General features: G+C 65.7%; 19 protein-coding genes and 1 pseudogene. 11 read left to right on the forward strand and 9 right to left on the reverse strand.

Annotated features, from left to right (window positions below; all coding sequences use genetic code 11):
• Positions 1-22: 22 nt before the first annotated feature.
• Positions 23-1666, reverse strand: coding sequence for an alpha-D-glucose phosphate-specific phosphoglucomutase (locus tag LSO07_RS24390; protein WP_151096820.1), 1644 nt, complete (start codon positions 1664-1666; stop codon positions 23-25).
• 168 nt (positions 1667-1834) lie between these two features.
• Here LSO07_RS24390 and LSO07_RS24395 point away from each other — a divergent pair, with 168 nt between their 5' ends.
• The 11 genes from LSO07_RS24395 (at position 1835) to LSO07_RS24445 (ending at position 15747) form a co-directional block, all read left to right on the forward strand.
• Entirely contained in the window at positions 1835-2320 is a 486-nt protein-coding gene (locus LSO07_RS24395; protein ID WP_170846370.1) for a sigma-70 family RNA polymerase sigma factor, read from the forward strand.
• Entirely contained in the window at positions 2320-3417 is a 1098-nt protein-coding gene (locus LSO07_RS24400; RefSeq protein WP_151096821.1) for a FecR family protein, read from the forward strand. The genes LSO07_RS24395 and LSO07_RS24400 overlap by 1 nt, the downstream gene beginning before the upstream one ends.
• Positions 3418-3508: 91 nt before the next feature.
• Positions 3509-5905: a TonB-dependent siderophore receptor gene (locus tag LSO07_RS24405; RefSeq protein ID WP_151096822.1), complete on the forward strand. Its 2397-nt coding sequence runs from the start codon at positions 3509-3511 to the stop codon at positions 5903-5905.
• Between the two features lie 294 nt (positions 5906-6199).
• The gene (locus LSO07_RS24410; RefSeq protein WP_151096823.1) at positions 6200-8461 is read left to right on the forward strand and encodes a TonB-dependent siderophore receptor; all 2262 of its coding nucleotides are present in this window, start codon (positions 6200-6202) and stop codon (positions 8459-8461) included.
• Between the two features lie 73 nt (positions 8462-8534).
• Positions 8535-9281 (forward strand): DUF4198 domain-containing protein, encoded by a 747-nt coding sequence (locus tag LSO07_RS24415; RefSeq protein WP_151096824.1) that lies wholly within the window; start codon positions 8535-8537, stop codon positions 9279-9281.
• Positions 9282-9283: 2 nt separating this feature from the next.
• Positions 9284-9631, forward strand: coding sequence for a DUF3649 domain-containing protein (locus tag LSO07_RS24420; RefSeq protein ID WP_151096825.1), 348 nt, complete (start codon positions 9284-9286; stop codon positions 9629-9631).
• The gene (locus LSO07_RS24425; RefSeq protein WP_151096826.1) at positions 9628-11250 is read left to right on the forward strand and encodes a PepSY-associated TM helix domain-containing protein; all 1623 of its coding nucleotides are present in this window, start codon (positions 9628-9630) and stop codon (positions 11248-11250) included. The genes LSO07_RS24420 and LSO07_RS24425 overlap by 4 nt, the downstream gene beginning before the upstream one ends.
• Entirely contained in the window at positions 11250-11603 is a 354-nt protein-coding gene (locus LSO07_RS24430; RefSeq protein ID WP_151097940.1) for a DUF3325 domain-containing protein, read from the forward strand. Before LSO07_RS24425 ends, LSO07_RS24430 begins: the two co-directional genes overlap by 1 nt.
• A gap of 123 nt (positions 11604-11726) precedes the next feature.
• Positions 11727-12269 (forward strand): sigma-70 family RNA polymerase sigma factor, encoded by a 543-nt coding sequence (locus LSO07_RS24435; protein WP_151096827.1) that lies wholly within the window; start codon positions 11727-11729, stop codon positions 12267-12269.
• Entirely contained in the window at positions 12266-13225 is a 960-nt protein-coding gene (locus LSO07_RS24440; RefSeq protein WP_151096828.1) for a FecR domain-containing protein, read from the forward strand. Before LSO07_RS24435 ends, LSO07_RS24440 begins: the two co-directional genes overlap by 4 nt.
• A gap of 74 nt (positions 13226-13299) precedes the next feature.
• Positions 13300-15747 (forward strand): TonB-dependent siderophore receptor, encoded by a 2448-nt coding sequence (locus LSO07_RS24445; protein ID WP_151096829.1) that lies wholly within the window; start codon positions 13300-13302, stop codon positions 15745-15747.
• Here LSO07_RS24445 and LSO07_RS24450 read toward each other — a convergent pair.
• The 8 genes and pseudogenes from LSO07_RS24450 to LSO07_RS24485 form a co-directional block, all read right to left on the reverse strand.
• Positions 15738-17552 carry a putative bifunctional diguanylate cyclase/phosphodiesterase gene (locus LSO07_RS24450; protein WP_151096830.1) on the reverse strand — a complete coding sequence of 605 codons (1815 nt, stop codon included), beginning with the start codon at positions 17550-17552 and terminating at the stop codon, positions 15738-15740. The two genes, LSO07_RS24445 and LSO07_RS24450, sit on opposite strands and share 10 nt — an antisense overlap.
• Positions 17553-17720: 168 nt before the next feature.
• Positions 17721-19349, reverse strand: coding sequence for a methyl-accepting chemotaxis protein (locus tag LSO07_RS24455; RefSeq protein ID WP_151096831.1), 1629 nt, complete (start codon positions 19347-19349; stop codon positions 17721-17723).
• Between the two features lie 226 nt (positions 19350-19575).
• The gene (gene xylB / locus LSO07_RS24460; protein ID WP_151096832.1) at positions 19576-21051 is read right to left on the reverse strand and encodes a xylulokinase; all 1476 of its coding nucleotides are present in this window, start codon (positions 21049-21051) and stop codon (positions 19576-19578) included.
• A gap of 17 nt (positions 21052-21068) precedes the next feature.
• Positions 21069-21959, reverse strand: a complete 891-nt coding sequence (locus LSO07_RS24465) for an AraC family transcriptional regulator (RefSeq protein WP_034786532.1) — start codon at positions 21957-21959, stop codon at positions 21069-21071.
• A 69-nt stretch (positions 21960-22028) separates the two neighbouring features.
• Positions 22029-23117: pseudogene (locus tag LSO07_RS24470) on the reverse strand (ABC transporter ATP-binding protein); the annotation flags it as partial.
• Positions 23118-23119: 2 nt separating this feature from the next.
• Positions 23120-24160 (reverse strand): NAD(P)-dependent alcohol dehydrogenase, encoded by a 1041-nt coding sequence (locus LSO07_RS24475; protein WP_070281392.1) that lies wholly within the window; start codon positions 24158-24160, stop codon positions 23120-23122.
• A gap of 11 nt (positions 24161-24171) precedes the next feature.
• Positions 24172-24999, reverse strand: coding sequence for a carbohydrate ABC transporter permease (locus LSO07_RS24480; RefSeq protein ID WP_070257990.1), 828 nt, complete (start codon positions 24997-24999; stop codon positions 24172-24174).
• Positions 24987-25877, reverse strand: coding sequence for a carbohydrate ABC transporter permease (locus LSO07_RS24485; RefSeq protein ID WP_099388896.1), 891 nt, complete (start codon positions 25875-25877; stop codon positions 24987-24989). The genes LSO07_RS24480 and LSO07_RS24485 overlap by 13 nt, the downstream gene beginning before the upstream one ends.
• Positions 25878-25907 lie beyond the last annotated feature (30 nt).

The following is a 25907-nucleotide window of genomic DNA, read 5'->3' on the forward strand; positions in this document are numbered from 1 at the left end:
GGCGCCCTCGGGCGCCCTTTTTTTACGTCGTCACGGTCGGCCCGTCGCGCCCCGTGTGCGCGCGTATCTGCGCCACCTGCTCGGCCACGGCGATCAGTCCCGCCAGCGCTTCCTGGGTAGGGATGGCGTGCTGGCCCGGATCGGCCTCGTAGCGCTCCAGGTACAGGCGCAGGGTGGCGCCTTCGGTGCCCGTGCCGGACAAGCGCAGCACGATGCGCGCGCCGTCCGTCATGACGATGCGGATGCCCTGCTGCGCCGCCACGGAGCCGTCGACGGGGTCCGTGTAGCTGAAATCGTCGGCCAGCGCCACCGTGTAGCCATTGACTACCTGGCCCGGCAAGGCGGCCAGCTGGCCGCGCACGGCCTGCATCAACTGCTGCGCGCCGGCGCTGTCGATGTCTTCGTAATCGTGGCGCGAATAGTAATTGCGGCCATAGGCGGCCCAGTGCGCGCGCACGATCTCTTCCACCGACTGTTTTTTCTCTGCCAGCAGGTTAAGCCAGAACAGCACGGCCCATACGCCATCCTTTTCGCGCACGTGGTTCGAGCCCGTGCCGTAGCTTTCTTCGCCGCACAGGGTGGCCATGCCGGCGTCGAGCAGGGTGCCGAAGAACTTCCAGCCCGTCGGCGTCTCGTAGCACGGAATGCCCAGCGCGCTAGCGACCCGGTCGGCCGCGCCCGACGTGGGCATGGAGCGGGCGATGCCCTTCAAGCCGGCGCGGTAGCCGGGCGCCACGCTGGCATTCGCGGCCAAAATCGCCAGGCTGTCCGATGGCGTCACGTCGAAGCGCCGGCCAACGATCATGTTGCGGTCGCCGTCGCCATCCGAGGCGGCGCCGAAGTCGGGGGCCTCATTGTCACCATCTCCGGCCGCCATGATGGAAATCAATTCCTGCGCGTTGACGGGATTCGGGTCCGGATGGCCGCCGCCAAAGTCTTCCAGGGGCACGCCGTTGATGACGCTGCCCTTGGGCGCGCCCAGCATGCCTTCCAGGATGGCCGTCGCATACGGGCCGGAGACGGCGTGCATGCCGTCAAAGCAGATGCGCAAGCCGCCCGCGAACAGGGCACGGATGGCGTCGAAGTCGAACAGCTGCTGCATCAGTTCCGCGTAATCTTGCACCGGATCGATCACTTCGACCGTCATCTGCTCGATGCGCACCGAACCCGGTTTGTCGAGATCGATGTCGGCAGCGTCGCTGATGCGGTATTCGGCGATGCCTTGCGTGCAGGCGTAGATGGCCTCGGTGACCTTTTCGGGCGCCGGGCCGCCATTGGCGATGTTGTACTTGATGCCGAAATCGCCATCGGGGCCGCCCGGGTTGTGGCTGGCCGACAGGATGATGCCGCCGCTGGCGCCATGCTTGCGGATCACGCAGCTGACGGCCGGCGTCGACAGGATGCCGCCCTGCCCCAGCAGTACGCGCGCGTAACCATGCGCGGCCGCCATGCGCAGCACCGTCTGGATGGCCGCGCGATTGTAAAAGCGCCCGTCGCCGCCCAGCACCAGGGTCTGGCCGCGGCAGTCGCCCAGCGTGTCAAAAACGCTCTGCACGAAGTTTTCCAGATACTGCGGCTGGCTGAACACAGCCACCTTCTTGCGCAGGCCCGAAGTACCGGGCCGCTGGCCGGCTACCGGCGCCGTGTTGATGATTTGAATAGCCATCTTGCCTCCATATTAACTTCCGATGGTAACGCATGCCTGGCAAGCGGCAAAGCGTTGTACGCCTGCCACGGTGCGCCAAGCCGCTTAGCGCTACACTCCGGCATGCCATATAATGAGAATCATTCTCATATGCGGCACTCCTGGCTGCGGACTCATACATCGGACGCCGTGGTTGCACGCTATTACCAAGAACTGTTGAACTTTTGCTGGCGCAGCTTGCGCAACCGCGAAGCTGCTGCCGACCTGGTGCAGGAAAGCTATGCACGCGTGCTGGGCGAAGCGGCCGTGCGCGAACCGCGCGCGCTGCTGTACCGCACGGCGCGCAATCTGCTGATCGACAATCACCGCCGCGCCGCCCTGCGCCAGCATGAGGAGCTCGACGCCCTGCCCGAGGCCGCGCATCCGGCCGCGCCGCGCCACTTGCAGCCGGAGCAGGCGCTCGAAAGCAGCCAGGACTGGCAAGCCTGCGTGGCCGCCATCGACGCCTTGCCGCCCCGCTGCCGCGACGCCTTCGTGCTGCACGTCTTCGAGGAATTGCCGCACGCGCAGATCGCCGCGCGCATGGGCATTTCCGTGAGCATGGTGGAAAAACATATCGCGCGGGGCATGCTCAGTTGCCAGGCGCAGTTGCATTCTTTGCGGGAAGCCACATAATGGCGCCCATGACCGCCCACCCGCCCCGCTACGATTTCGGCCCGTCCGCGCAGGACGAGGCGGAATTGCGCGAATACGCCGACTTTGCCGCTACGCAGGACGGCGTGGCGCTGGCTGCGGCAAGCTGGTTCAGCCGGTGCGGCAACCTGGATGCACAGCAACAGGCCGAATTTTCCGCCTGGCTGGCGGCCGACGCGCTGCACGCGCAAGCGTACGCGCAGCTGCGGGACACGCACCGCGTGGCGCGCAAGATTCCCGCGCAGGTCGCCGCGCGCTGGGCAGTGCCCCAAGCCGCGCCATCCTCCCGCCCCCGCCGCCACTGGCTGCGCGCGCTGCCGTATGCAGCCGCCGCCATGTTGCTGCTCAGCGTGGGCGCGGGCGGCTACCAGTGGTGGCAACAGCAAGCCGTGTTCAGCCAGTCGTATGCCACCATGCGCGGCCAGCGCCTGGCCGTCTCGCTGCCCGACGGCAGCAAGGTAGAACTCGATACGGCCACGCAGCTGCACGTCACCCTGTACCGCCAGCGCCGCGAAGTGCGCCTGGCGCACGGCGAAGCGCTGTTTCAGGTGCAAAGCAGACAGGGCCAGCCCTTCGACGTGCTGAGCGGCCCCTTGAAAGTGACGGTGGTGGGCACGCAGTTTTCCGTACGCAATACGCTCGAACACGACGGCCAGCTGCGCGTGGCCGTGCAGCAAGGTTACGTGCGCGTGGCGGGCGCAGGACAAGACCTGGCCGACCTGCGGGCCGGCCAGGGCGTCAGCGCCGACGCCGGCGGCCGCCTGTCCGCCATTGCCAGCCTGGCCCCAGGCAGCGTTGCGCCATGGCGCAACGGCAGGGTCACCTTCGACAATGTGCCGCTGGGTGCGGCACTGGCCGAATTCGAGCGCTATGGCGACACGGGCTTCGTCGTGCGCGATCCCGCCGTGGCGCAGCTGCGCATCGGCGGCAGCTTCAGCCTGACCCAGCTCGGCCGCTTCGCCGCCGCCCTGCCGCAGCTGCTGCCCGTGCAGATCGTGCGCAGCGGCGGCGCCAGCGAGATCCGCATGGCAGCAAAAATGCCGGCGCAAGCCCCTGCGATGCGCCTGCCCGAAAAATAAATGCAAATAATTCGCATTCGCAGGTGAGGGTTTTGCCCGCTGCCGCGTCTACCAAGTTAATCGACAATAAATTAACCTGGAGAAATGCAACATGTGGTCCCCCCGCCTCAATCTGACACCCGCCCCCCTCGCCCTGGCCGCCATGCTGGCCCTGGGCACCATTTCCCTGGCACAGGCGCAAACGGCGCCCGCCGTCACACTGGTCATCGCCGCCCAGCCGCTGGGCCAGGCGCTGAATGAGCTGGCGCGGCAAGCCAATCTGCAACTGCTGTTCGCGCCCGAACTCGTTGCCGGCAAGACGGCGCCCGCCGTCAGCGGCACCCTCAGCGTGGCCGACAGCCTGGAGCGTCTGCTGGCCGGCAGCGGCCTGACGGCTGCCATCGACGGCAGCAGCGTCATCATCCGCTCCGCACCCGCCGCCACGGGCAAGGTGGCGACCCTGGCGGAAATTACCGTCAGCGCCCGCCAGGAGGCAGTGATCGACAGTGAGCTGACCAAGTCATACGCGGCGCAAGCGGTGAGCATCGGCAAGGGCCAGCAAAGCCTGCGCGAAATTCCCCAATCCGTCTCCGTGCTGACGCGCCAGCAGTTGAATGACCAGAATTTGCTGAGCCTGGATGACGCCATGCGCGGCGTGACGGGCATCACCGTCGAGGCCAGCAGCACGGGCGGCAACCACGGCAACTTTTATTCGCGCGGCTATGCGCTTGATTCGGTGCAGGTCGATGGCGTGATGACGCCGGCCAGCACGGGCAACGACCTGTCGGCCGGCTTCGGCCTGGCCATCTATGACCGGGTGGAAGTGCTGCGCGGCCCCGCCGGCCTGTTCCAGGGCGCGGGCGACCCGGGCGGCACCATCAACCTGGTGCGCAAGCGCGCGCGCGACACCTTTGCCGCCAGCGGCGTGCTCAGCGCAGGTTCCTGGGACCGCTACTACGCGGAAGCGGACGTCACGGGCCCCCTGAGCGCGGATGGCAAGGTGCGCGGCCGCCTGGTGGCCGCGTATGAACACCGACGCTCCTTCGTCGACCATGTGTATGCGGAAAAACCGCTGCTGTACGGCACTGTTGCCATCGACGTGGCGCCGGGCACCGTGCTGACGGGCGGCGTCACCCACCAGCAATACAAGGGCCGTCCCGCCTTCGGCCTGCCCGCGTATGAAGACGGGCGCCTGCTCGACGTGCCCCGCTCCACCTATCTCGACCCGGCCTGGAACCACATCACGGAAAAGGTCACCGAATACTTTGCCGAACTCGATCATAAACTGGCGAACGGCGGCCAGTTCAAGGCGACCGCCCTGTACCGCGAGCAGGATGAACCGTCGCGCAATTTCGGCTGGTCCGACTGTTCCGCCGATCCCGTCACGGGCGACAGCTGCCTGGTCAGCTGGAACTACCGCAGCCACTGGAAGACGCAGGGCCTGGACGCCTACCTGGCCACGCCGTTCCAGGCGTTTGGCCGCAGCCACGACCTGATCGTAGGCGCCGACTACCGCCAGGTGCACAAGAATTTCCAGTATGGCGGCGGAGACAATGCGCCGATCAACATCTTCCATCCCGATAACAATATCGCGCGGCCCAGCTATACCTTTTCCAACGGCAATGACAACCGCACCAAACAGTTCGGCCTGTACGCGCGCACCCGCCTGCAAGCGACCGAGCGCCTGGCCGTCAACCTGGGCGGACGCGTGACGCACTGGGACAACCATACCGTCAACCGCAACGCGTATTTCAACCAGTTCACCGATGTCAGCAACACCATCAAGGCCAAGTTCACGCCGTATGCGGGCCTGGTCTACGAGCTCGACAAGCAGGTGTCGGCCTACGGCAGCTACACGCGCATCTTCTCGCCCCAGTCCACCACGGACGCTGCAGGCCAGACGCTGAAACCGCGCACGGGCCAGCAGTTCGAGCTGGGGCTGAAGGCGGAGCTGTTCGACAAGAACGTCAACGCGCATGCGGCCCTGTTCCGCATGGAAGACGAGAACCGCGTCATGCCCGACCCGGCCAACCCGCTGTTCTCCATCGGCGCCGGCAAGATGCGCAGCCAGGGCATGGAAGCCGAGCTGAGCGGCAGCCCCCTGCCCGGCTGGAACATCACGGGCGGCTATTCCTACACCAGCACGCGCACCCTCGAAGGCAGCGACGACCAGAAGGCGCAGCTGTATTCCTTCATCGCGCCGCGCCACAATGTCAATCTGTGGACCAATTACCGGCTCGCCGGCGCGCTCGATAAAGTCAGCGTGGGCGGCGGCTTGCGCAGCGTCAGCAGCATGTACCGCCTGAACGGGCCCGTGAAATTCGAGCAGGGACCCGTCACCACGGTGGGCTTGCAGGCTGGCTACCGCCTCAGTCCCACACTGGAGCTGTCGCTGACGGTGAACAACCTGTTCGACAAAAAATACTACACGCGCGTGTGGGCCGCCTATGGCTCCAACTTCTATGGCGAACCGCGCAACGCCATGCTGACCCTGCGCGGCCAGCTGTAAACGCCCGCGCTCCTGCGCATACACGGCCGCCGCCAGCAATGGGGCGGCCGTGCGCGTTGACGACATCGCTGCGGCTTCATTACCACATCGCTCTCTTGCATGTCTCGCAACCCCGCACTATAATAAGAATAGTTCTCATTCACATTTAGACTCCCACCCGAGTTTGCGCACAGTCGCCTGACTGATGCGCGGCTGGATGACACGCTGCGCCAGCCAGGCACCACCGCCAAGCAAGCCTCCCATACCAAAAACGCCAGCCGCTCGACGGCGGGCATACGAGAAGAAGGATGTTTCATGGCGCGAGCACGTTCGCTGGCCGGCATGGTTGCCGGCCCGTTTTCCCCACCAGTTTCCAATGTCGCCATGCGTCCGCTGGCCATCGCCGTGCATTCCGCATTGCTGACTGCAGCGCTGGGCGCCGGCGCGGCCCTGGCTGCGGAGGCACCCGCCAAGCCCGATGAAGCCACTCTGAGCGAGATCAAGGTAGTGGGCCAGCAAGACAAGGCATCGACCGAGCACACGGGTTCCTACACCACCAAACAGATGGCCACGGCGACGCGCATGGGCCTGTCGATCCGCGAAACGCCGCAATCGATTTCCGTGGTGACGCGCCAGCGCATGGACGACATGGGCTTGAACAGCCTGGCCGAGGTACTGGTGCAGTCGACGGGCGTGACGGTGCAGGAAAACGACAGCGAACGCACGAATTTTTCGGCGCGCGGCTTTTCCATCGGCAATTACCAGATCGACGGCGTGGCCGTCAATTCAGGCAGCAATGCGCTGTTCGACACGGCCATCTATGACCGCATCGAGATCGTGCGCGGCGCCACGGGCCTGGTCAGCGGCAATGGCGACCCATCGGCCACCATCAACATGATGCACAAGCGTCCCGGCAAGGAGTTTGCCGCGTCGGCCGGCCTGACCGTGGGTTCCTGGAGCAAGGTCCGGCTCGAAGGCGACATCAGCGCGCCGCTGAATGCGGACGGCAGCATCCGCGGGCGCGTCGTGGTGGCAGGCCAGAACCGCCATTCCTACATGGACCTGTACAAGGAACGCAAGCTGGTGGGCGCCGTCATCGTCGAGGCGGATCTGACGCCTGCAACGTTGCTGACGGCCGGCATCGACTATCAAAAGAACACGCCGAAAGGCACGAGCTGGGGCACCACGCCCCTGTTCTTCTCGGACGGCACGCCGGCCAACATGCCCCGCTCGTTCAACATGGCGGCCAAGTGGAGCAGCTGGGAGCGCGCATTCGAAAACAAATACGTCTACCTCGAACACCGCTTCGCCAACGACTGGAAAATCAAGGCCGCCTACGGACGCCTGGACAGCTCCTCGAACGGCAAGCTGTTCTACGGCGGCAGCGGCTATCCGAAACGCGACGGCAGCGGCCTGGAAGTCTGGAGCGGCGCCTTCCCCTACGATGAAAAGCAGGACAACTTCGACCTGTCGGCCAACGGCACCTTCCCCCTGTTCGGCCGCCAGCACGACCTGGTGCTGGGCGTGAACGGCTGGAAGCGCACCGGCACGACGAATGAAACCTTGCTGCCCGATCCGCTGCCATTCGCCACCACCATCCCCGACTTCCGCAACTGGACCGGCGACGTGCCCGAGCCGGCGCTCACGCGCACGGGCGCGCGCGACGTCGCCACCACCAAGCAGTCCGGCGCCTTCATCGCCACGCGCATCAATGTCACGGACAGTTTCAAGGTACTGGCCGGCGCGCGCGTCTCCAAATGGGAAACATATAACGACCGCTACGATACCCAGGGCCGTTTTGTGAAACGCAGCTCCGCCTACAAGACGGACGATGTCGTCACGCCGTACGCGGGCCTGGTGCTCGACGTCAGCAAGAGCACGTCGCTGTACGCCAGCTACACGGACCTGTTCAAGCCGCAAAACCTGAAGGACAAGAACAACGCCTTCCTCGACCCGATCACGGGCAGCAATGTGGAAGCGGGCGTGAAGAGCGAATTCTTCGACGGCGCCGTGAATGCCTCGTTTGCCGTGTATGAAGCCAAGCAGGACAACCTGGGCGAGGAAGACAAATCGGTGCCGCTGACCTTCGTGCTGCCGGACGGCAGCCGTCCCTATATCTCGACGGGCAAGGGCACGAAAAGCAAGGGTTACGAGGCGGAAGTGTCGGGCAGCCCCTTGAGCGGCTGGCAGCTGTTCGCCGGCTACACGCACAGCAAATCGAAGACGGGCAAGGGCGTGGTGACCAACACCATCCAGCCGACCAACATGCTGCGCGTCTCGACCACCTACCGCCTGCCGGGCGAGCTGCAAAATCTCACCATCGGCGGCGGCTTGAACTGGCAGAACGAGATCTGGACGACGGCCACCCTGCCGAACAAAAGCAAGATCCGGGTCAGCCAGGGCAGCTACGTGCTGGCCAACCTGATGGCGCGCTATCAGATCAGCCCGAAACTGTCGGCCAGCCTGAATGTCAACAACCTGTTCGACAAGACGTATTTCCGCCGCGTGGGTTTCTATAACGGCGGCTATTACGGCGAACCGCGCAACGTGGCGCTGAACCTGCGCTACCAGTACTGATGCATCGCAGGCCGCTATCCCCCGGGAGCGCGGCCGCTTTGTCCATTTCACATAAGAAGATAAGGGATACACCATGCACATCACTTCCATCGCGCGCCTCGGCGCCCTCGCTGCCGCCCTGCTGGGCGCGGCCCTCGTTTCCGGCACGGCCAGCGCGCACCAGATCTGGCTGCAGCAGGACGGCAAGGCGGCCAGCGTGTACTTCGGCGAATTCGGCGACAACCTGCGCGAGGCGTCGCCCGGCCTGCTGGACAAGTTCAGCATCAAGAACGTGACATGGGTGTCGGCCAAGGGCGCGCAGCCGCTGCAGGCGAGCAAGACGGCCGGCGCCTTCATCCTGAATGGCAAGGTGGGTGCCGGCGAAAGCATCATCGTCGAGGAAGACAACTACCCGTCTTGGGAAGAGAAAAAGGATGGCAAGAGCACGCGCACCGTGTGGGTCCCGGCCGCGCGCCTGATCGCCGACGGCAAGGCGCAAGCGCCCGCGCTGACCCTCGACCTGGTGCCGACCGGCAAAGCAGGCCAGTTCCAGGTCAGCTACCAGGGCAAGCCGCTGGCGCAAGCCAAGGTCAACGCCGTGGTGCAATCGGGCTGGGGCAAGGAAGCGTGGAGCGATGCGCAAGGCCTGGTCAGCTTTCCGCTGCCATGGAAGGGCACCTATGTGCTGGAAGTGCAGCACACGGACAAGACGGCCGGCCAGCGCGGCACGCAAGCCTATGACAAGGCCATGTTCGTGACGACCCTGAGCCTGGTGCAGCCGCAAGGCGTGACGCCGCTGCCGGCCGGCCCGGCCCTGCCGCCGAGCAAGGATCACGACTGACCATGCAAGCGCCAGCCACCACTGAAACGATTGAAAAACCTGCGCGCCTGCGTCTGTCCGCCGGCGCGGTGTACCGCCTCGGCGTGGCTTCGCGCAGCGTGGCGGCCATCGTTGGCGGCTACGTGCTGGCCGCGCTGGTCACCATGCTGCTGTCGGTAAGCCTGCCCATGGCCCGTTCCGAAGCCGTCATGACAGCCACCCTGCTGTCGTTTGCCATCTACACTTGCGCCGTGATGTGGGTCTTCGCCACGCGCAGCGCCCTGCGCGCCTGGCTGGGCCTCGCGATCCCCGCCGCCGTCATCGCCGCCATCCTGCAGTGGATGGACGCACTATCCTGGAGTTTCGCATGAAAGAAGGTTTCCGCCAGTCGATGGCATGGCTGCACACGTGGTCCGGCCTGCTCGTCTGCTGGATTTTGCTGCTGGTGTTTTGCGCCGGCACGGCCAGCTACTACCGCAATGAAATCACCCTGTGGATGCAGCCCGAATTGCACGGCGCCGCCGCCAGCCAGGTCAGCACCGAGGAAGCGGCCAGCGTGGCGCAGAAGGCGATGGAAGAGCGGGCAGAAGGCGCCACGCGCTGGTTCATCAGCCTGCCCGGCGAACGCAGCCCGACCACGCAACTGGGCTGGAGCAAGCCTTCGAAGCCCGGCGAAAAGAAACGCGGACGGCGCGGCAATTTTCATAGCGAAAAAGCCGACCCGGCCACGGGCGAAGTGCTGTCCAAGCCGCGCGAGACGCGGGGCGGCGAATTCCTCTACCGCCTGCATTTCGACCTGCATTACATGCCGGCCATCTGGGCCCGCTGGATCGTGGGTTTCTGCGCCATGTTCATGTTTGTCTCCATCATCAGCGGCATCGTCACGCACAAGCGCATCTTCAAGGACCTGTTTACCTTCCGGCCGAAAAAGGGCCAGCGCTCGTGGCTGGACGCGCATAACGTGACGGCCGTGCTGGCCCTGCCCTACCACATCATGATCACCTACACGGGCCTGGTCACGTTGATGTTCCTGTACATGCCTTCCGGCGTCACGGCCGCCTACAAGGGCGACCAGGATGCCTTCTTCGCCGAAGCCTTCCCGGGCCGCTCGGGCGACAGCAAGCCAGCCGGCGTGGCCGCGCCGTTGGCACGGTTGGCGCCCCTCGTGCGCCAGGCGGAACAGCATTGGGGCGGCGGCAAGGTCGAGCGCATTTCCATCAACCACCCGGGCGACGCCAACGCCACCATTTCGCTGACGCGCGCCGGTGGACGCGACATGTCGTCGAAGCAGCCGTCGATGGAATTCGATGGCGTTTCCGGCAAGCTGTTGTCAAGCGATGGCGACGCGCAGCCCGGCGCGGCAGCCACGCAAGGCGTGATGGTTGGACTGCACGTCGCACATTTCGGCGGGCCGCTGCTGCGCGCCCTGTTCTTCCTGTCCGGCCTGGCCGGCTGCGCCATGGTGGCCACTGGCGCCTTGCTGTGGGCCGTCAAGACGCGCCAGAAGCAGGCCAAGGCGCTGGCCGCCGGCAAGCGCGCCAGCTTCGGCCTGCGCCTGGTCGAAGCGCTCAACATCGGCGCCATCGCCGGCATCCCGATCGCCTTTGGCGCCTACTTCTGGGCCAACCGCCTGCTGTCCGTGACGATGGAAGACCGGCCGAAAGAGGAAATCGCCTGCTTCTTCGGCGCCTGGGCCCTGGCCGCCATCATCGCCCAGCTGCGCCCGTCGCGCGCCATGTGGCGCATGCAGCTGGCCGCCGGCGCCTTCCTGCTGGCATCGCTGCCTGTGCTGAACGTCTTCACGACCGGTTCGCACCTGGGCGTGACCCTGTTCCTGGGCCGCGGCCCCGTGGCGGTCGCCGCCTTCGACCTGGTGGTGCTGGTGCTGGGCCTGGGCCTCGCGTATGCGGCGTTCAAATTGAAACCGCTGCCCGTGAAGGCGGCCAAGGCAGCACCGGTGAAACCGGCGCAAACGATGGAGGCCGCGTGATGGAACTGTTAGCGAATTTCCTCGTCTTCGCATTGTGCTATGCGGGCCTGTCCTCGCTGTGCCTGGCGATGGACCGCCATTACGCCGACCTGCACGGACGCGGCGCCGAACCGCCCGCGCCACTGCGCCGCCGCTTGCAATGGACCGGCTGGCTGGCGCTGGCGGCCGGCCTCGCCTGGGCCATGCACATCGCCGGCGGCGGCTACGGCCTCGTCTACTGGGTGGGCAGCCTGACGGGCTGCGGCTTGCTGCTGATCTGGCTGCTGCCCTATGCGCCGCACCAGGCCATGCGCCTGGCGCGCATCATCGGCGGCGCGGCCGTACTGGCCGCCGTCGCGCTGGTCTTGCTGTAGAGGACCTGGCGGTCGCGCCACGTGACGGCAAGTGCGTGGCGGGACAGCAACAGCGCATTGCATCGGCACGCTCACCGCGCTAAAATGAGAATAATTCTTATTTGCATTAAGGCCATCCCCACCATGCCAGGCAGTCCGTTCGCGCCCTCTCCCCTGCTGGCCACGCAGCTGGAAAGCCATTACCGCGCACACCACGGCTGGCTGGCGCACTGGCTGCAACGGCGCCTGGGTAACGCTGCCGAGGCCGCCGACCTGATGCAGGATACTTTCGCGCGCCTGCTGGCCGGCGCGCCAATGCAGCCGCAAACGCCTGCCCTGCGCGCCCCCAAGGCTTACCTGGCGACCGTCGCCAAACATCTGCTGATCAATCACTTGCGGCGCCAGTCGCTGGAGCAGGCGTGGCTGGCAGCGCTCGCCGCCCTGCCCGAACAGCATCTGCCATCGACCGAGCAGCGCGTGGAAATCCTGCAGGCGCTGCAAGCGGTCGATGCCATGCTCGACGGCCTGAAACCGAAGGTGCGCGCCGTCTTCATCATGGCGCAGATCGAAGGCCATGCCTACGCGGATATCGCCGCGCTGCTGGGCATCGGCGAGCGCTCCGTGAAACGCTACATGGCCGAGGCGCTGACGGAATGCGTGCTGCTGGCGCCGGATTTTCCGGCATGAGCGCGGCTGCTTCGCCATATCCTCCGCTGTCGCGCAAGGTGGCGCGCCAGGCCGTCGAATGGTATTTATTGGAGCAGTCGGGCCAGGCCACGCCGGACGACCTGGCCGCCAGCGCCGAATGGCGCGCACGCGACCCGGAACATGCGCGCGCCTGGAACAGGGTGCAGCAGGTGAGCCAGACGGCTGGCCTGCTGCCGCCGGATCTGGCCGTGCCTGTGCTGCGCCGGCCGCAGCGCCGCGTGGCCGTGCAGGTATTGCTGGCGCTGATGGCGGCGCCCGCCGCCTGGCTGCTGGTGCGCCACGAAATGCTGGCCGATTACCGCAGCGGCGTGGGAGAACGGCGTGTAGTGTCCCTGCCCGATGGCGGCACCCTGGTGCTCAACACGGACAGCGCAGTCGATGTGGCGTATGGCGCCGGCGAACGCCTGCTGACCCTGCGCCGCGGTGAAGTGCTGGTGCAGACGCGCGCCGATCATGCGGGCAGCCGCCCTTTCATCGTCGCCACCTGCCATGGCCGCATCCGCGCGCTGGGCACGCGCTTCACCGTGCGCGTCGACGACGACAGCAGCCGCGTGACGGTGCTCGAACACGCGGTGGAAATCACGCCGCGCGCGCCCTCGGCCACCGTCCGCACGCTCATGGCGGGACAGCAAAGCCGCTTCGACGCCAGCCACGCCGGCCTGCCCACGCCGGCCCCACTGCAAGCCGATGCGTGGACGCACGGCATGCTGGCGGCGCAGGACATGCGCCTCGATGCCTTCGCCTTGGAGCTGTCACGCTACCGCCCCGGCCTGCTGCGCGTGGAGCCGCAAGTGGCTGCCCTGCGCCTGTCGGGCGCCTTCCAGCTCGACGACACGGACGCCGTGCTGGAAAGCCTGGCGCGCATGCTGCCCGTCGACGTGCTGTACCGCACTCCGTACTGGGTCACCATCGCGGCCCGCAAAAAAAATAGTTGACAAAAATTGGCCCCTTTTTTCGACATGGCCTGTCCTGTGAGTATTACAACGACACTCACCGGAAAGGCAAGACCATGCACCCACCCCGTTTGACTCCCCTCGCGCGCGCCATCGGCAGCGCCGTGATCCTGCTGTCGCTGGCGCAGGCACCGGCCATGGCAGCCGATGCCGCCACGCCAGCCGCCGCGCAAACGGTTTTCCACGTGCCGGCCGGCGAACTGTCCACCGCCATCGCCAGCTTTGCCATCGAGGCGAAGGTGAGCGTGGGCGCGGCGGCCGAACTGCTGCAAGGCGTGCGCACGCAGGGCCTGAGCGGCAGCTACACGGTGCCGCAGGCACTGGCCCGCCTGCTGGCTGGCACGGGCCTCGATGCGCTGCCCAGCGGGGAAAGCAGCTACGTGCTGCGCAAGGCAGGCACGGCATCGCCCGCCGCGCCGATTGCCGCCACCCTGGGCGAAGTAGCCGTCAGCTCCAGCGCCCTGCGCGACGGCACCACGGAAGGCAAGCGCGGCTACGCGGGCCTGACCAGCGCCACGCGCCTGAACCTGTCGCTGCGCGAAACGCCGCAAGCCGTCAGCGTCATCACGCGCCAGCAGATCGAGGACCAGGGCTTGCGCACCTTGCAGGACGTGCTGGTGCAGGCGCCCGGCATCACGGTCGACCATTCATCGAGCACGCGCGAATACGACCAGGTATTTTCACGCGGCTTCGAAGTGACGTCGTACATGTTCGACGGCATCCCGACCAGCAAGAACCTGGAAGCGCGCACCTACGACATGGCCATCTACGACCGCGTCGAAATCATCCGCGGCGCCACGGGCCTGATCAGCGGCACGGGCAGCCCGTCGGCCGCCATCAACCTCGTGCGCAAGCGCCCGGGCCGCGCGTTTGCCGCCGCGGCCGGCGCGCAGCTGGGTTCATGGGACCGCTACCGCATCGAAGGCGATGTCTCGACGCCGTTGACGGCGGACGGCAAGGTGCGCGCGCGCATCGTCGCCGCGCATGAAGACCAGCGCTCGTTCATCGACCGCTACCAGCAGAAAAAGGACGTGCTGTACGCCATCGTCGAAGCGGACCTGACGCCGTCGACGGTGCTCAGCGCCGGCATCAACTACCAGCAGGAAAAGCTCAAGGGCGCGGGGCGCGAGTTCCCCATGTTCTATGCTGACGGCTCGCAGACCCGCTTCCCCCGCTCGATGAACGGCACGGCCGCGTGGAGCACGTATGACCGCGAACAGAGCATGCTGTTCGCCACGCTCGATCATTATTTCGACAATGACTGGATCGCCAAGGTGGCCGTCAGCCGCAGCAGCAACCAGTACGATGCCTTGCAGGGTTTTTCCGGCAACGGCTACCCGGACCGCGCGACGGGCGGCGGCATGAAGCTGTGGCTGGCCAACTGGCACAGCAAGCCGCAACAGACCTCGCTCGACGCCTACGTCAGCGGCCCGTTCCAGGCCTTCGGCCGCAAGCATGAACTGGTGCTGGGCGTGAGCGCCTCGGAACTCAAGACGAATAGCCCCATCTATCCGGGCTGGCGCCTGAATGGCTACGACTACACGGTGCCGGATATCCACGCCTGGAATGGCGCCATGCCGGTGCCCGACTACAGTGGCACGCGCCTGGGCAGCTCGTACGACAAGGAACGCGAAAGCGGCCTGTATTCGACCCTGCGCCTGCGCCCCACGGACGCGCTGTCGGTGATTTTGGGTGCGCGCCTGTCGTACTGGAAGCGCGACATCCGCAGCGATTACGATGCCGACACGGACTTGTACGACGCGATGCGCGAAAACGGCAAGATCACGCCGTATGCGGGCCTCGTCTACGACCTGGGCCGGCACTGGTCGGCCTATGCCAGCTACACCAGCATCTTCACGCCGCAAAGCCAGCGCGACGTCAACAGCCGCTTCCTGGCGCCGCTGGAAGGCAAGAACTACGAAGTGGGCGCCAAGGGCGAATTCTTCGACGGCAAGCTCACCACCAGCGCCGCCCTCTTCCAGCTGAAGCAGGAAAACCTGGCCGAAGCCGATCCGGGCAATGTCTGGATCATCGGCACGGGCGGCGGTTCTTACGCCTACCACACGGTCAAGGGCGCCACCACGCGCGGCTTCGAGGCGGAAGTCTCGGGCCAGCTGCGTCCCGACTGGCAACTGACGGCCAGCTATGCCTATAGCCGCATCCGCAATGCCGCCGGCGCACGCATCCAGACCAACCAGCCGCAGAACATGGCCAAGCTGTGGACCACCTGGCGCCTGGCGCAAGGCGTGCCGGGCCTGGTGCTGGGCGGCGGCGTGAACTGGCAAAGCGATATCTACATGGATGACCGCGGGCCGAACGGCGAACGCTTCACGCAGAAGGCCTATGCGGTGGCGGGACTGATGGCGCAGTACCAGCTCGGCAAGCAACTGGTGGCGACCCTGAACGTCAACAATGTCTTCGACAAGCGCTACTACTCGACGGGCATGGGCGGCTATTACGGCGATCCGCGCAACGCCATGCTGTCGCTGCGCTATCAGTTCTGAATGGCTTCGCCACTTTTGAGCAGCGCCTCGATACCCTCGGGCGCCATGGCGCGGCCCAGGTAGTAGCCAAACGCCTCGTCGCAGCCCATCTCGGCCAGCAGTTCCAGCTGCTCGCCGCTTTCCACCCCGCCGGCGATGGTGCGCAGTCCGAGCGTGCGCGCCATCGCCACGATGGCGCGCACCATGGCGCCGTCGCCGCCCGGCTTTCCCACGTCGTCGACAAAACACTTTTCGATCTTCACGGCATCCGTGGGAAAGCGTTTCAGGTAGTTCAGCGAAGCGTCGCCCGTGCCAAAATCGCTGATGGCAATCGCCATGCCCAGCTGGCGGAACTGGCTCAGTATCAGTTCGCAGTTCTGGTTGCGGGCGATCAGAATGCCGGCGGCGATTTCCAGTTCGATGCAATGCCCCGGCACGCCGGCCGCCTCCAGCGCAGCGGCGAAATTGCGTGCGATATCGCGCTGGTAGAACTGGCGCGCCGACAGGCTGACGGACACCGTCAGCATCTGCCCCTGCGCGATCCAGCTGCGCGCCTGCTCCACCGCCGTGGCCATCACCCACGCTCCCACCGGCAGGATCAAGGCGCTTTCCTCCAGTACCGGTAAAAAGTCGAGCGGCATCATCAGGCCCAGTTCCGGGTGCTTCCAGCGCAGCAGCGCCTTCACGCCCGTGATCCTGCGCATCTTCAAGTCCATGCGTGGCTGGTAGTACAGCGCGAATTCATCGCGTTCGAGCGCGTGGCGCAGGGCCGTCTCGAGGATGGTGCGCGAATACGACTGCGTCTGCATGCGCGGCGCGTAACGCAGACAGGTACCGGGCGCGTGGCGCTTGGCCGCATACATGGCCAGGTCGGCCTTTTCGATCAGCGCATTGACGTCGTCGTCGTCGTCCGGGTACAGGGCCACGCCCACGCTGGCCGCCACCGACAGGCTGTATTCGCCGATGACGAAGGGGGCGGCGATGGCGCCGACGATTTTTTCGGCCACCCGCTCGGCATCGTGCGCCGTGCGCAGTTCCGTCAGCAGGATGATGAATTCGTCGCCGCCCTGGCGCGCCACCGTGTCGACCTTGCGCACGCACTGCTGCACCCGGCGCGCGAACTCCGTCAGCACCTGGTCGCCCACGTCGTGCCCCAGGCTGTCGTTGATGGATTTGAAGCGGTCGATGTCGACGAACAGCACGGCCAGCAACGCCTGGTGGCGGCGTGCGTAGGCGATGCCGTGCTCGAAGCGGATCTGGAAATGCAGCCGGTTCGGCAGCCCCGTCAAGCCGTCGTGGTGGGCGATGAATTCCAGCTGCTGCTCGGCGCGCCGGCGCGCCGACACATCGTGCAGCAGCAGTACGGCGCCGCCCTGCGCCAGCGGCGCGCAGCTGTACTGCACGTCGATGCGCTTGCCGTCGAGATGGCGCAGCAGCACGGCGCCGCGCGCCACTTCCAGCACTTCCTGCTGCGCCACGCAGTCGCGCACCTGGTGCGCCGCATCGATGGGCGTGCCGTCATGGAACAGGGGCAGCAGCTGCGTCACGGGCTGGCCCAGGCCACCATCGCCCAGCAGTCCGCCCATGGCGCTGGCGCGGGGATTCAGGTACTGCACAACGCCATCGTGGTCCGTGCCGATGACGGCCGCCGGCAGCGCCTGCAACAGGGCCAGCGCATCGGCCATGCGCTGGCCCTGCGCCGCCTGCAGCACCACGCCCGTCGCATGGCGCAGGCGCCACGTGCGCGCCGCCTGCCACTGGCAGGCCAGCAGCAAGCTCAGCACCACGGCCAGGACCAGGCACAGCGCCAGCAGCAGCGCCGTCATGCGTCACCCGGCAGGCAAGATTTGGAAGACATGCTTTTCCTTTGCAACGCGCGCCATGCGGCCGGGCGCAGAACCATGCGGAAAGGAAATAGTATAAGAATTTGGGCGCGATATTTGCCTGATCGGGGGCCGCTTGACTGGCATCAAGCGGCACGGGGCAGCTCTTCGTCAGGCCAGCGACAGCCTCCGGGCCAGCGCGGCACCCGCCGGTGCGGCCGCGCCGGGCTCCGCATGCAGCTTGAAGATACTGACGGCGTCGGCCAGGCTGGCCGCCTGCTGCTGCAGCGCGTCCGCAGCGGCGGCGGCCTGCTCCACCAGGGCCGCATTCTGCTGCGTCACGCCATCCATCTGGCTGATGGCGATGCTGATCTGCTCGATGCCGTCGCGCTGCTCCACGCTGGCCACGGCGATCTCGCCAATGATGGCGTTGACGCGCTGCACGCTGCTCACCACGTCATCCATCGTGCGCCCCGCCTGGCCGGCCAGCACACTGCCCTCTTCCACCGTGCGCACGGATTCGCCGATCAGCTGCTTGATTTCCATGGCCGCCGCGGCCGAGCGTTGCGCCAGGTTGCGCACCTCGGTGGCAACGACGGCAAAGCCACGTCCCTGCTCGCCGGCCCGCGCCGCTTCCACGGCCGCATTCAGGGCCAGGATATTCGTCTGGAAAGCGATACCGTCGATGACGGCGATGATGTCGACGATACGCTTCGACGAGGCATTGATATGGCTCATGGTCTGCACCACCTGCGCCACGGCCTCGCCGCCGCGCTGCGCCACGTCGGAGGCGCCGCCGGCCAGCTGGCGCGCCTGGTCCGCGTTGTCGTTATTCTGCCGCACGGTGGACGTCAGCTCGATCATCGAGGCAGCCGTTTCTTCCAGCGAACTGGCTTGTTCCTCCGTGCGCGAAGACAGGTCCATATTGCCGCTGGCGATTTCGCCGGACGCCGTGGCGATGGCGTCCGTGCCGGCGCGCACGCGTCCCACGATGGCGGCCAGGTTGCCGCTCATGGCTTTCAAGGCGCGCAACAGGTCGCCGATTTCATCGCGGCTGCCGTCGGCCACCACGGCGCGCAGGTCGCCCGCCGCCACTTGCTGGGCGATGCCGACGGCCGCACCGAGCGGCACGGTGATGCTGCGGATCAGCCACCACACGGTCACGCTGCCGACGACCAGGGTCACCAGCACGGTGGCCAGCATCGCGATGCTGGCGCTGCGGTGCGCGGCAGCATCCTGCTCCTTCATCTGCGCCATCAGGGTGTGCGACTGCTTGCCGATGGTCGCGACGATGGCATCGATCTGGCGCGTCGGTTCGCGGTCCATGCCTTTCACCAGCGCATCGACGGCCTGCGCGCTGTCGGCGCGCGCGCCGTCATACTTTTGCAGCGCCGCCAGGTAGCTGACGCCCAGCGCGTCGTGCGCCTGCAGCGCCTGCTCCACGGACGCCGTGTCGAGTTTTAATGCGCCCATCATCGCCTGCAGGCTTTTCAATTCCTTGCGCGTCTGCGCGCCGCTGGCAACAAACGCTTCGCGGTAGCGCTGGAAGGCGGCCGCATCGCCGCCGCGCAGCAGGATGTTTTTCCATTCCTGCACCTGGATCTTGAATTCCACCTGCGCGCTGCGCGCCGCGTCGACCGCTTCCGTCAAGGCCACGGAACGCTGCATGGCGTCCGCGCTGCGCGCACTGGCCGCGTCGAGCGCGCTCCAGCCACGCGCGCCAACGAACACCAGCGCAAGGAAGAAGAAGGCGCCCAACAGACCCAGGCGGACGGAAATTTTCAGATTCGCGAGTTGCATGTGTTTCTCCCGGCTGCAAGAACAGGATGGCAACAAAGACGCCACCAAAACTATCCAATTCTCACCAAATAGGGAAATCATGGGGCGCGCCCCGTGAAAAACCAAGCAGCGCTTTCGTTAGAGAAACACTTTCAACATAGAAACAACAAATTACATGGAAAAGTTGACTGCCTGGCCATATTGGCGCGCCCACAGAATGGTCAGGCCGGCAATCTTGCTGGCAGCGTCAGCGCGCCACCACAGCCGCTCCCGCGAACTCTTCGCGCAGCAGCGGATACAGCCGCCGGTAGCGCGCCAGGCGGTCGTCCAGCACGGCGGACGCCTGCGGTGCGATGGTTTCCTGCACGGGCGGGCGCGTGCACACCTGCGCGGGAGGCAAGCCCGTCACCGCCATCTGCGCCAGGCGCGCCGCGCCCATGGTGCCGCCCGCCACGCCGTGGTCGTGGCGCAGCACGCGCAAGCCCGAGGCATTCGCGCACAGCTGCGCCCAGAAGCGGCTGCGCGAGCCGCCGCCGACGAACGACGCTTCTTCCAGATGCGTGCCGGCGCTGCGCAAGGCCGCATTGCCGTCGGCCATGGCAAAGGCCACGCCTTCCATCACGCTGTAGGCCAGTTCGGCGCGCCCGTGTTCCGTCGACAAGCCGAAAAATACGCCGCGCGCGGAGGCATCGTTATGCGGCGTGCGTTCGCCGCTCAGATAGGGCAGGAAGACCGGCGCCGTGCGCGCCTCGACATTTTCCGCCAGGCTGACCAGTTCGCCGATGTCGCTCGACTGCGTCAGCCGCGCCACCCAGCTGAGGCTGGACGCGGCGCTGAGGATCACGCTCATCTGGTGCCAGCGCTCGGGCAGGCAATGGCAGAACGCATGCACGCCCTGGCCCGGATTCGGCGCAAAACCATCGCTGCCCGCGAACAGCACGCCCGAGGTACCCAGCGACAGCAGGCCGGCGCCCGGCTCCACCACGCCCAGGCCCACGGCGGCGGCCGCGTTGTCGCCCGCGCCGCCGGCCAGCAGCACCGGATGCGCGATGCCCCACTCCTGGCACAGGGATGGGCGCACCTGCGCCGCAGCGTCGCTGCCTTCGACCAGGCGCGGCATATGCTCGCGCGTCAAGCCAGTAGCGGCCAGCATGCGCTCGGACCAGTCGCGCCTGGCCACGTCCAGCCACAGGGTGCCGGAAGCGTCGGACATGTCGGACACATACTCGCCTGTCAGGCGCAGCGCCACGTAATCCTTCGGCAGCAAGACCTTGGCCGTGGCGCGGAACAGCGAGGGTTCGTACTTTTGCAGCCACAGCAGCTTGGGCGCCGTGAAGCCGGGCATCGCCTGGTTGCCCGTGATGGCGCGCGACTCGGGCACCAGCGCCTCGAGTTCCACGCATTCGGCAAACGCCCGCGTGTCATTCCACAGGATGGCCGCGCGCAGCACATGCTGCTGCTTGTCGAGCAGGGTCGCGCCATGCATCTGGCCCGACAGGGCGATGCCGCGCAGGCCGGAAAACGCCACCGGCTGCGCGGCGCGGATGGCCGCGATGACGTCCAGGGTAGCGTGCCACCAGTCCTCGGGATTCTGTTCCGACCAGCCGGGATGGGGGCTGGAGACGCGCAGGGTCACGCCGGCGCTGGCAAGGATGGCCTGGGCGTCATCGGTGAGGATGGCCTTGACTTCGGAAGTGCCGATATCGATACCGAGATAAGTCATTTGATTCCAAAAGAAAGTTAAGAATGGCCGTCGCCTGACGGCTCGGGCATGTTCATCAGCAGGCAGGAGCGGAATTTCGACGGCGACATCTGCTTGTGTGCCAAAAACTGGCGGTTGAAATTGGAAAGGTTGTTGAAGCCCGTGCGATAGCAGATATCGGTGACCTTCATGTCCGTGTTCATCAGCAGCTCGCAGGCCAGCGCGATGCGCTCCTGGTTGACGTATTGAATGAACGAGGTGCCCGTATGCTTGCGGAAGAAACGCGTGAATTTGAGCGTATTCATCTCCGCCACGTCAGCCACGTCCTGCTCGCAAAAATCGAGCGTGATGTTCTGCTTGATATAGGCCAGCACCAGGTTGATGGTCGACGACATGTAGCGGCCAGCCTGCGCCAGGTAGGTGACGCTGGCCAGCGGACGCCGCTCGCGGCAGTCGCACAGCTCGCCGAACAGGCGCGTAAACAGTTCGACCCGGCGCAAGCCCTGCGCCGTCGTCAATTCCTTCATCAGCGGCACCAGGCGCAGGCCCAGCGCATCGGGAAATTGCAAGCCCCTCCCCGCCTCGGCCAGCAGGGCTTTCAGGGGCGCCATCTCCGGGAACAGCAGCGCGCAACGTTCGATGAAGTCGCTGGAAAACTGCAGCACCAGGTCGCGCTCGGGCAGGACCACGCCTTCCGGCAGTTCGCTGACCCAGTTATGCGGCAGGTTCGGCCCTGTCAGGATCAGATTGCCTGCCCCGTAACTGCCGATATGGTCGCCGATAAAAAATTTGCCATTCGATGTGATGATGAAGTGCAGCTCGTACTCGGGATGAAAATGCCATTTCGCCACGGTGTGCGGAAAACCGTGCGCCCACGCGCGAAACGATTCATGGATCGGTTTATGGATCAGTTCCAGGTCAGGCGTCACGGCAGTTCCCTTGCACGGTCTTGGTCACCCTATTCTAACCACTTACTGACCACCGGGCGCCACGGCCAGCCCGCTGTCGGCGTCGAACAGATGCATGTGCTCTTCGTCGAAGGCCAGCGCCAGGGTCTGCCCTACCTGCGCCGCGCTGTTGGCCGCATTCGCCGGCAGCAGGGCCGACAAGGTCAAGGCGCCGCACTGAAAGCTGATCAGCGCTTCGGCACCCAGCAGCTCGACCAGGTCGATGGCGCACGCCAGGCCATGGCTGCCGGCGTGTTCCTGCGGCAGCGCCGCGCGCAAGTGGTTCGGCCGCAGGCCGAAGACCACGCGCATGCCGGCCGGCAGCGGGGCGAAGCGGGGCGAAATCAGCGGCCAGCGATAGCCGGCGCATACCAGCACCGTTTGCCCGTTCTCTTTTTCGATGACGCCGTCGATGAAATTCATGGCTGGCGTGCCGATGAAACCGGCCGCAAACAGGGTGCGCGGGTGGTTGTACAGCTCCGCCGGCGTGCCGATCTGCTCGATATGCCCGCCCCTCATCAGCACCACCCTGTCGGCCAGGGTCATCGCTTCGAGCTGGTCGTGCGTGACGTACAGGGTGGTGGTGCGCAAACGGCGGTGCAAGCGCTTGATATCGGCGCGCAGCTGCGCGCGCAGCTTGGCGTCCAGGTTCGACAGCGGCTCATCGAACAGGAATACCTGCGGCGTCTTGATCATGGCGCGCGCAATCGCCGTGCGCTGCTGCTGGCCGCCCGACATGGCGCGCGGCTTGCGCTCGAGCAGGCTGTCCAGGCTGAGGATGGCCGCCACCTCGCGCACGCGGCGCTCGATCTCGTCGTTCGGCACCTTCAGGCGGCGCAGGCCGAAGGCGATATTGTCGTACACCGTCATGTGCGGATACAGCGCGTAATTCTGGAACACCATCGCCACGTTGCGCGCGCGGGGCGGCAAGTCGTTGACGACGGCGCCGCCGATCAGCAGCTCGCCGCCGCTGATGTCTTCCAGGCCCGCGATCATGCGCAGCAAGGTCGACTTGCCGCAGCCCGATGGCCCCAGCAGGACGATGAATTCGCCGTCATCGATTTCCAGGTCGAACGGCTGCAGCACGGCCGTCTTCTCGTCATACGTCTTGTGCAGCTGCCTGCAGGCGATATTTGCCATGGTTAGTCTCCTGCCAGTTCAATCTGGATCTTGACGTCGCGCGGATGGCCCTTGGCCGCTTCCTCGAACGCCTGCACGCCGTCGGCAAAGCCGAAGGTACGCGAAATGAAGGGCTTCACGTCGATCTTGCCGGAGGCCAGCAAGGCGATGGCGCGCGGGAAGATGTTCGCGTAGCGGAACACGGATTCGATGCGCACTTCCTTGGCCTGAATGGCGACGATATCCAAAGGTACCTTATCCGGCGGCATGCCGACCAGCACCAGGCAGCCGTTCGGGCAGAGCAGATCGATGATGTTGTCGTAGGCGCGCATGCTGCCGCTGGCTTCAAAAACGATGTCGGCGCCCCAGCCGTCCGTCAGCTCGCGCACCGTATCTGCCAGGCTGGCCTGGCGCACGTCGACCGTGGTGACGGCGGGATTGCCGGCGAACAGGGCCAGTTTTTCCGGCACCAGGTCGGCCAGGATCACGCGCGAGCAGCCGCCCGCCAGCGCGGCCAGGGTGTTCATGGCGCCAATGGTGCCGGCGCCGATCACCACGGCCACGTCGCCCGGCTTGATGGCCGCCTTCCTGGCCGCCTGCAGGCCGATGGCCAGCGGTTCGACGATGGCGCCTTCGCCGAAGCTGACGTTGTCGGGCAGCTTGAAGGTGAACGAGGCCGGATGCACGACATATGGCGTGAGACAACCATGGATGGGCGGCGTGGCCCAAAAGCGCACGGCGGGATCGAGGTTGTACAGGCCGCGCATGGTGGCCGGCGAATCGAACTGCGGCACGCCCGGCTCCATGCAGACCCGGTCCCCTGCCTTCAGGTGCGTGACTTCCGCGCCCACTGCGGCCACCACGCCGGATGCCTCGTGGCCGAGCACCATCGGCGCTTCGACGGCGAAGGGGCCGATCTTGCCGTGCTTGAAGTAATGTACGTCGCTGCCGCAGATGCCCACGGTATGAATCTTGATTTTCACATCGCGCGGGCCGACGGCGAGCGGCACGTCGATATCGCGCAGGGTGATGGAATGCGCCTGTTCCAGTACGAGTGCTTGCATGATAGCCTTCCTTATTTATGTTTGAGCATGGAGTTGAGCAGCCGTCCCAGGATGCCGACGAACAGCAGCGGCGGCAGCGCCAGCAGCACGGTGGAAGCGTTCACCACGCCCCACGGCACTTCCTGGCCCATCGACGTGAAGGCCGACGCCACCACGGGCAGGGTCATGCTTTTCGAGGAGGTGAGCGCCAGCGCGATCATCAGTTCGTTCCAGACCAGCACGAAGCTGAAGACGATGCCGCCCATCAGGGTTTTAGAGGCCACCGGCAGGGCTACGTGCCAGAACACCTGGTAAGGGCCGTAGCCGTCCAGCGCCGCCGCTTCCTCGATCTCTTTCGGGATGCGGGCAAACGCGGGAATCGACAGCCAGATGATGGTCGACAGGGTCACCAGCAGATATGTCACCACCATCGACAGGCGCGAGTCGTACAGGCCCAGGTCGATCCAGATCGAGATCAAGGGAATGGCGACGGCGACGGGTGGCAAAAAGCGCAGGGAGAGCAGGAAGAACTGGATATCCTTCTTGGCCGGGATCGGATAGCGGGCGATCGCATACGCGGCCGGCACGCCCAGCACGGCGCCCAGCAACACGGCCACGCCGACGATGGCCACGCTGTTGCCCAGTCCCGTCAGCACTTCGGGGCTGGCCAGCACCTGTTTGTAGTTGGCCAGGGTCGGGCTGAAGAAAAAGCGCGGCACGGGCGTGACGATATCCATCAACTCCTTGAAGGAATTGAGCACGGCCCACAGGATGGGAAACAGCGCCACCAGCACGATGGCGGTGGTAATGGCGGTGGTGGCGGCATGGTCCATGCCGCGCCGAACAGTCAGTTTTCCCATTTGGCGACCCGCTTCCAGAGTAAAGTGAAGATGACAGTCGTGGCCAGCATCATCAGCACGGCCATGCTGGACGCATACGACACCTTGCCCATCAGACCGATGCCTTGCGCATACGCGTACATGTCCAGGGTTTCGGTGGAGATGCCGGGGCCGCCCTTGGTCATCACGTAGATCAGGTCGAACGAGCGCAGCGACTCGACCATCTTGATGAACACGAGGCTCATGATGGGCACCTTCAGCATCGGCAGCGCAATATACGCATACACCTGGAGCGTGCTGGCGTAATCGAGGCGCGCCGCTTCCAGCGGTTCGGCGGGCAGGGTTTCCAGCAGCTTCAGGATGACGGCGCCGAAGAACAGACCCCACTGCCAGATGTCGACCAGCGCCACCGCATACAGCGCCGTGGCGGGATCGGACAGCAGGGCCGTGCCGCCCAGGCCCACGCACTCGAGCAGCCAGTTGAGGATGCCCATCAGCGGCGAATACATGAACTTCCAGATGAAGGCGGCCGAGACGCGCGGCAGCAGCACGGGCACGATCAGCAGCAGCGCGATGACGTCACGCGTGCGTCCCTTGACTCTCTCGAACAGGAACACGGCCAGCAGCACGCCGACGATCAACGAGCCGGCCACGGTGACCACTTCCCAGATGGCCGATACCTGCACGGCATTGACGAAGCGGCGGTCGCCGAACAGGCGGATGAAATTGGCAAAGCCGACGTAATCGCTGTCGCTGTAGCGCAGCACGCGGTTTTGCAGTGCCAGGTTGATGGCGGCGATGCTGGGCACCAGGCCCAGTATCAGCAGGACCAGCAGCGGCAGCGTCAGAAACACGGCCGGCAGCCAGGTATGGCGTTTTTTACGGATAGTGTGTGGCATAGGAGAGACTCTCGCAACGGACTGTCAGGC

It is taken from the genome of Janthinobacterium sp. PLB04 (genome assembly GCF_021165895.1).
Taxonomy (GTDB): domain Bacteria; phylum Pseudomonadota; class Gammaproteobacteria; order Burkholderiales; family Burkholderiaceae_D; genus Janthinobacterium; species Janthinobacterium lividum.

What these genes read in the sequence shown, in the direction of transcription:
- LSO07_RS24445 (WP_151096829.1), top strand. Translation starts at nt 13,300, where the DNA reads ATGCACCCACCCCGTTTGACTCCCCTCGCGCGCGCCATCGGCAGCGCC.
- LSO07_RS24405 (WP_151096822.1), top strand. Translation starts at nt 3,509, where the DNA reads ATGTGGTCCCCCCGCCTCAATCTGACACCCGCCCCCCTCGCCCTGGCC.
- LSO07_RS24410 (WP_151096823.1), top strand. Translation starts at nt 6,200, where the DNA reads ATGGCGCGAGCACGTTCGCTGGCCGGCATGGTTGCCGGCCCGTTTTCC.
- LSO07_RS24430 (WP_151097940.1), top strand. Translation starts at nt 11,250, where the DNA reads ATGGAACTGTTAGCGAATTTCCTCGTCTTCGCATTGTGCTATGCGGGC.
- LSO07_RS24425 (WP_151096826.1), top strand. Translation starts at nt 9,628, where the DNA reads ATGAAAGAAGGTTTCCGCCAGTCGATGGCATGGCTGCACACGTGGTCC.
- LSO07_RS24450 (WP_151096830.1), bottom strand. Translation starts at nt 17,552, where the DNA reads ATGACGGCGCTGCTGCTGGCGCTGTGCCTGGTCCTGGCCGTGGTGCTG.
- LSO07_RS24440 (WP_151096828.1), top strand. Translation starts at nt 12,266, where the DNA reads ATGAGCGCGGCTGCTTCGCCATATCCTCCGCTGTCGCGCAAGGTGGCG.
- LSO07_RS24415 (WP_151096824.1), top strand. Translation starts at nt 8,535, where the DNA reads ATGCACATCACTTCCATCGCGCGCCTCGGCGCCCTCGCTGCCGCCCTG.
- xylB (WP_151096832.1), bottom strand. Translation starts at nt 21,051, where the DNA reads ATGACTTATCTCGGTATCGATATCGGCACTTCCGAAGTCAAGGCCATC.
- LSO07_RS24400 (WP_151096821.1), top strand. Translation starts at nt 2,320, where the DNA reads ATGGCGCCCATGACCGCCCACCCGCCCCGCTACGATTTCGGCCCGTCC.
- LSO07_RS24455 (WP_151096831.1), bottom strand. Translation starts at nt 19,349, where the DNA reads ATGCAACTCGCGAATCTGAAAATTTCCGTCCGCCTGGGTCTGTTGGGC.
- LSO07_RS24435 (WP_151096827.1), top strand. Translation starts at nt 11,727, where the DNA reads ATGCCAGGCAGTCCGTTCGCGCCCTCTCCCCTGCTGGCCACGCAGCTG.
- LSO07_RS24475 (WP_070281392.1), bottom strand. Translation starts at nt 24,160, where the DNA reads ATGCAAGCACTCGTACTGGAACAGGCGCATTCCATCACCCTGCGCGAT.
- LSO07_RS24485 (WP_099388896.1), bottom strand. Translation starts at nt 25,877, where the DNA reads ATGCCACACACTATCCGTAAAAAACGCCATACCTGGCTGCCGGCCGTG.
- LSO07_RS24390 (WP_151096820.1), bottom strand. Translation starts at nt 1,666, where the DNA reads ATGGCTATTCAAATCATCAACACGGCGCCGGTAGCCGGCCAGCGGCCC.
- LSO07_RS24480 (WP_070257990.1), bottom strand. Translation starts at nt 24,999, where the DNA reads ATGGGAAAACTGACTGTTCGGCGCGGCATGGACCATGCCGCCACCACC.
- LSO07_RS24420 (WP_151096825.1), top strand. Translation starts at nt 9,284, where the DNA reads ATGCAAGCGCCAGCCACCACTGAAACGATTGAAAAACCTGCGCGCCTG.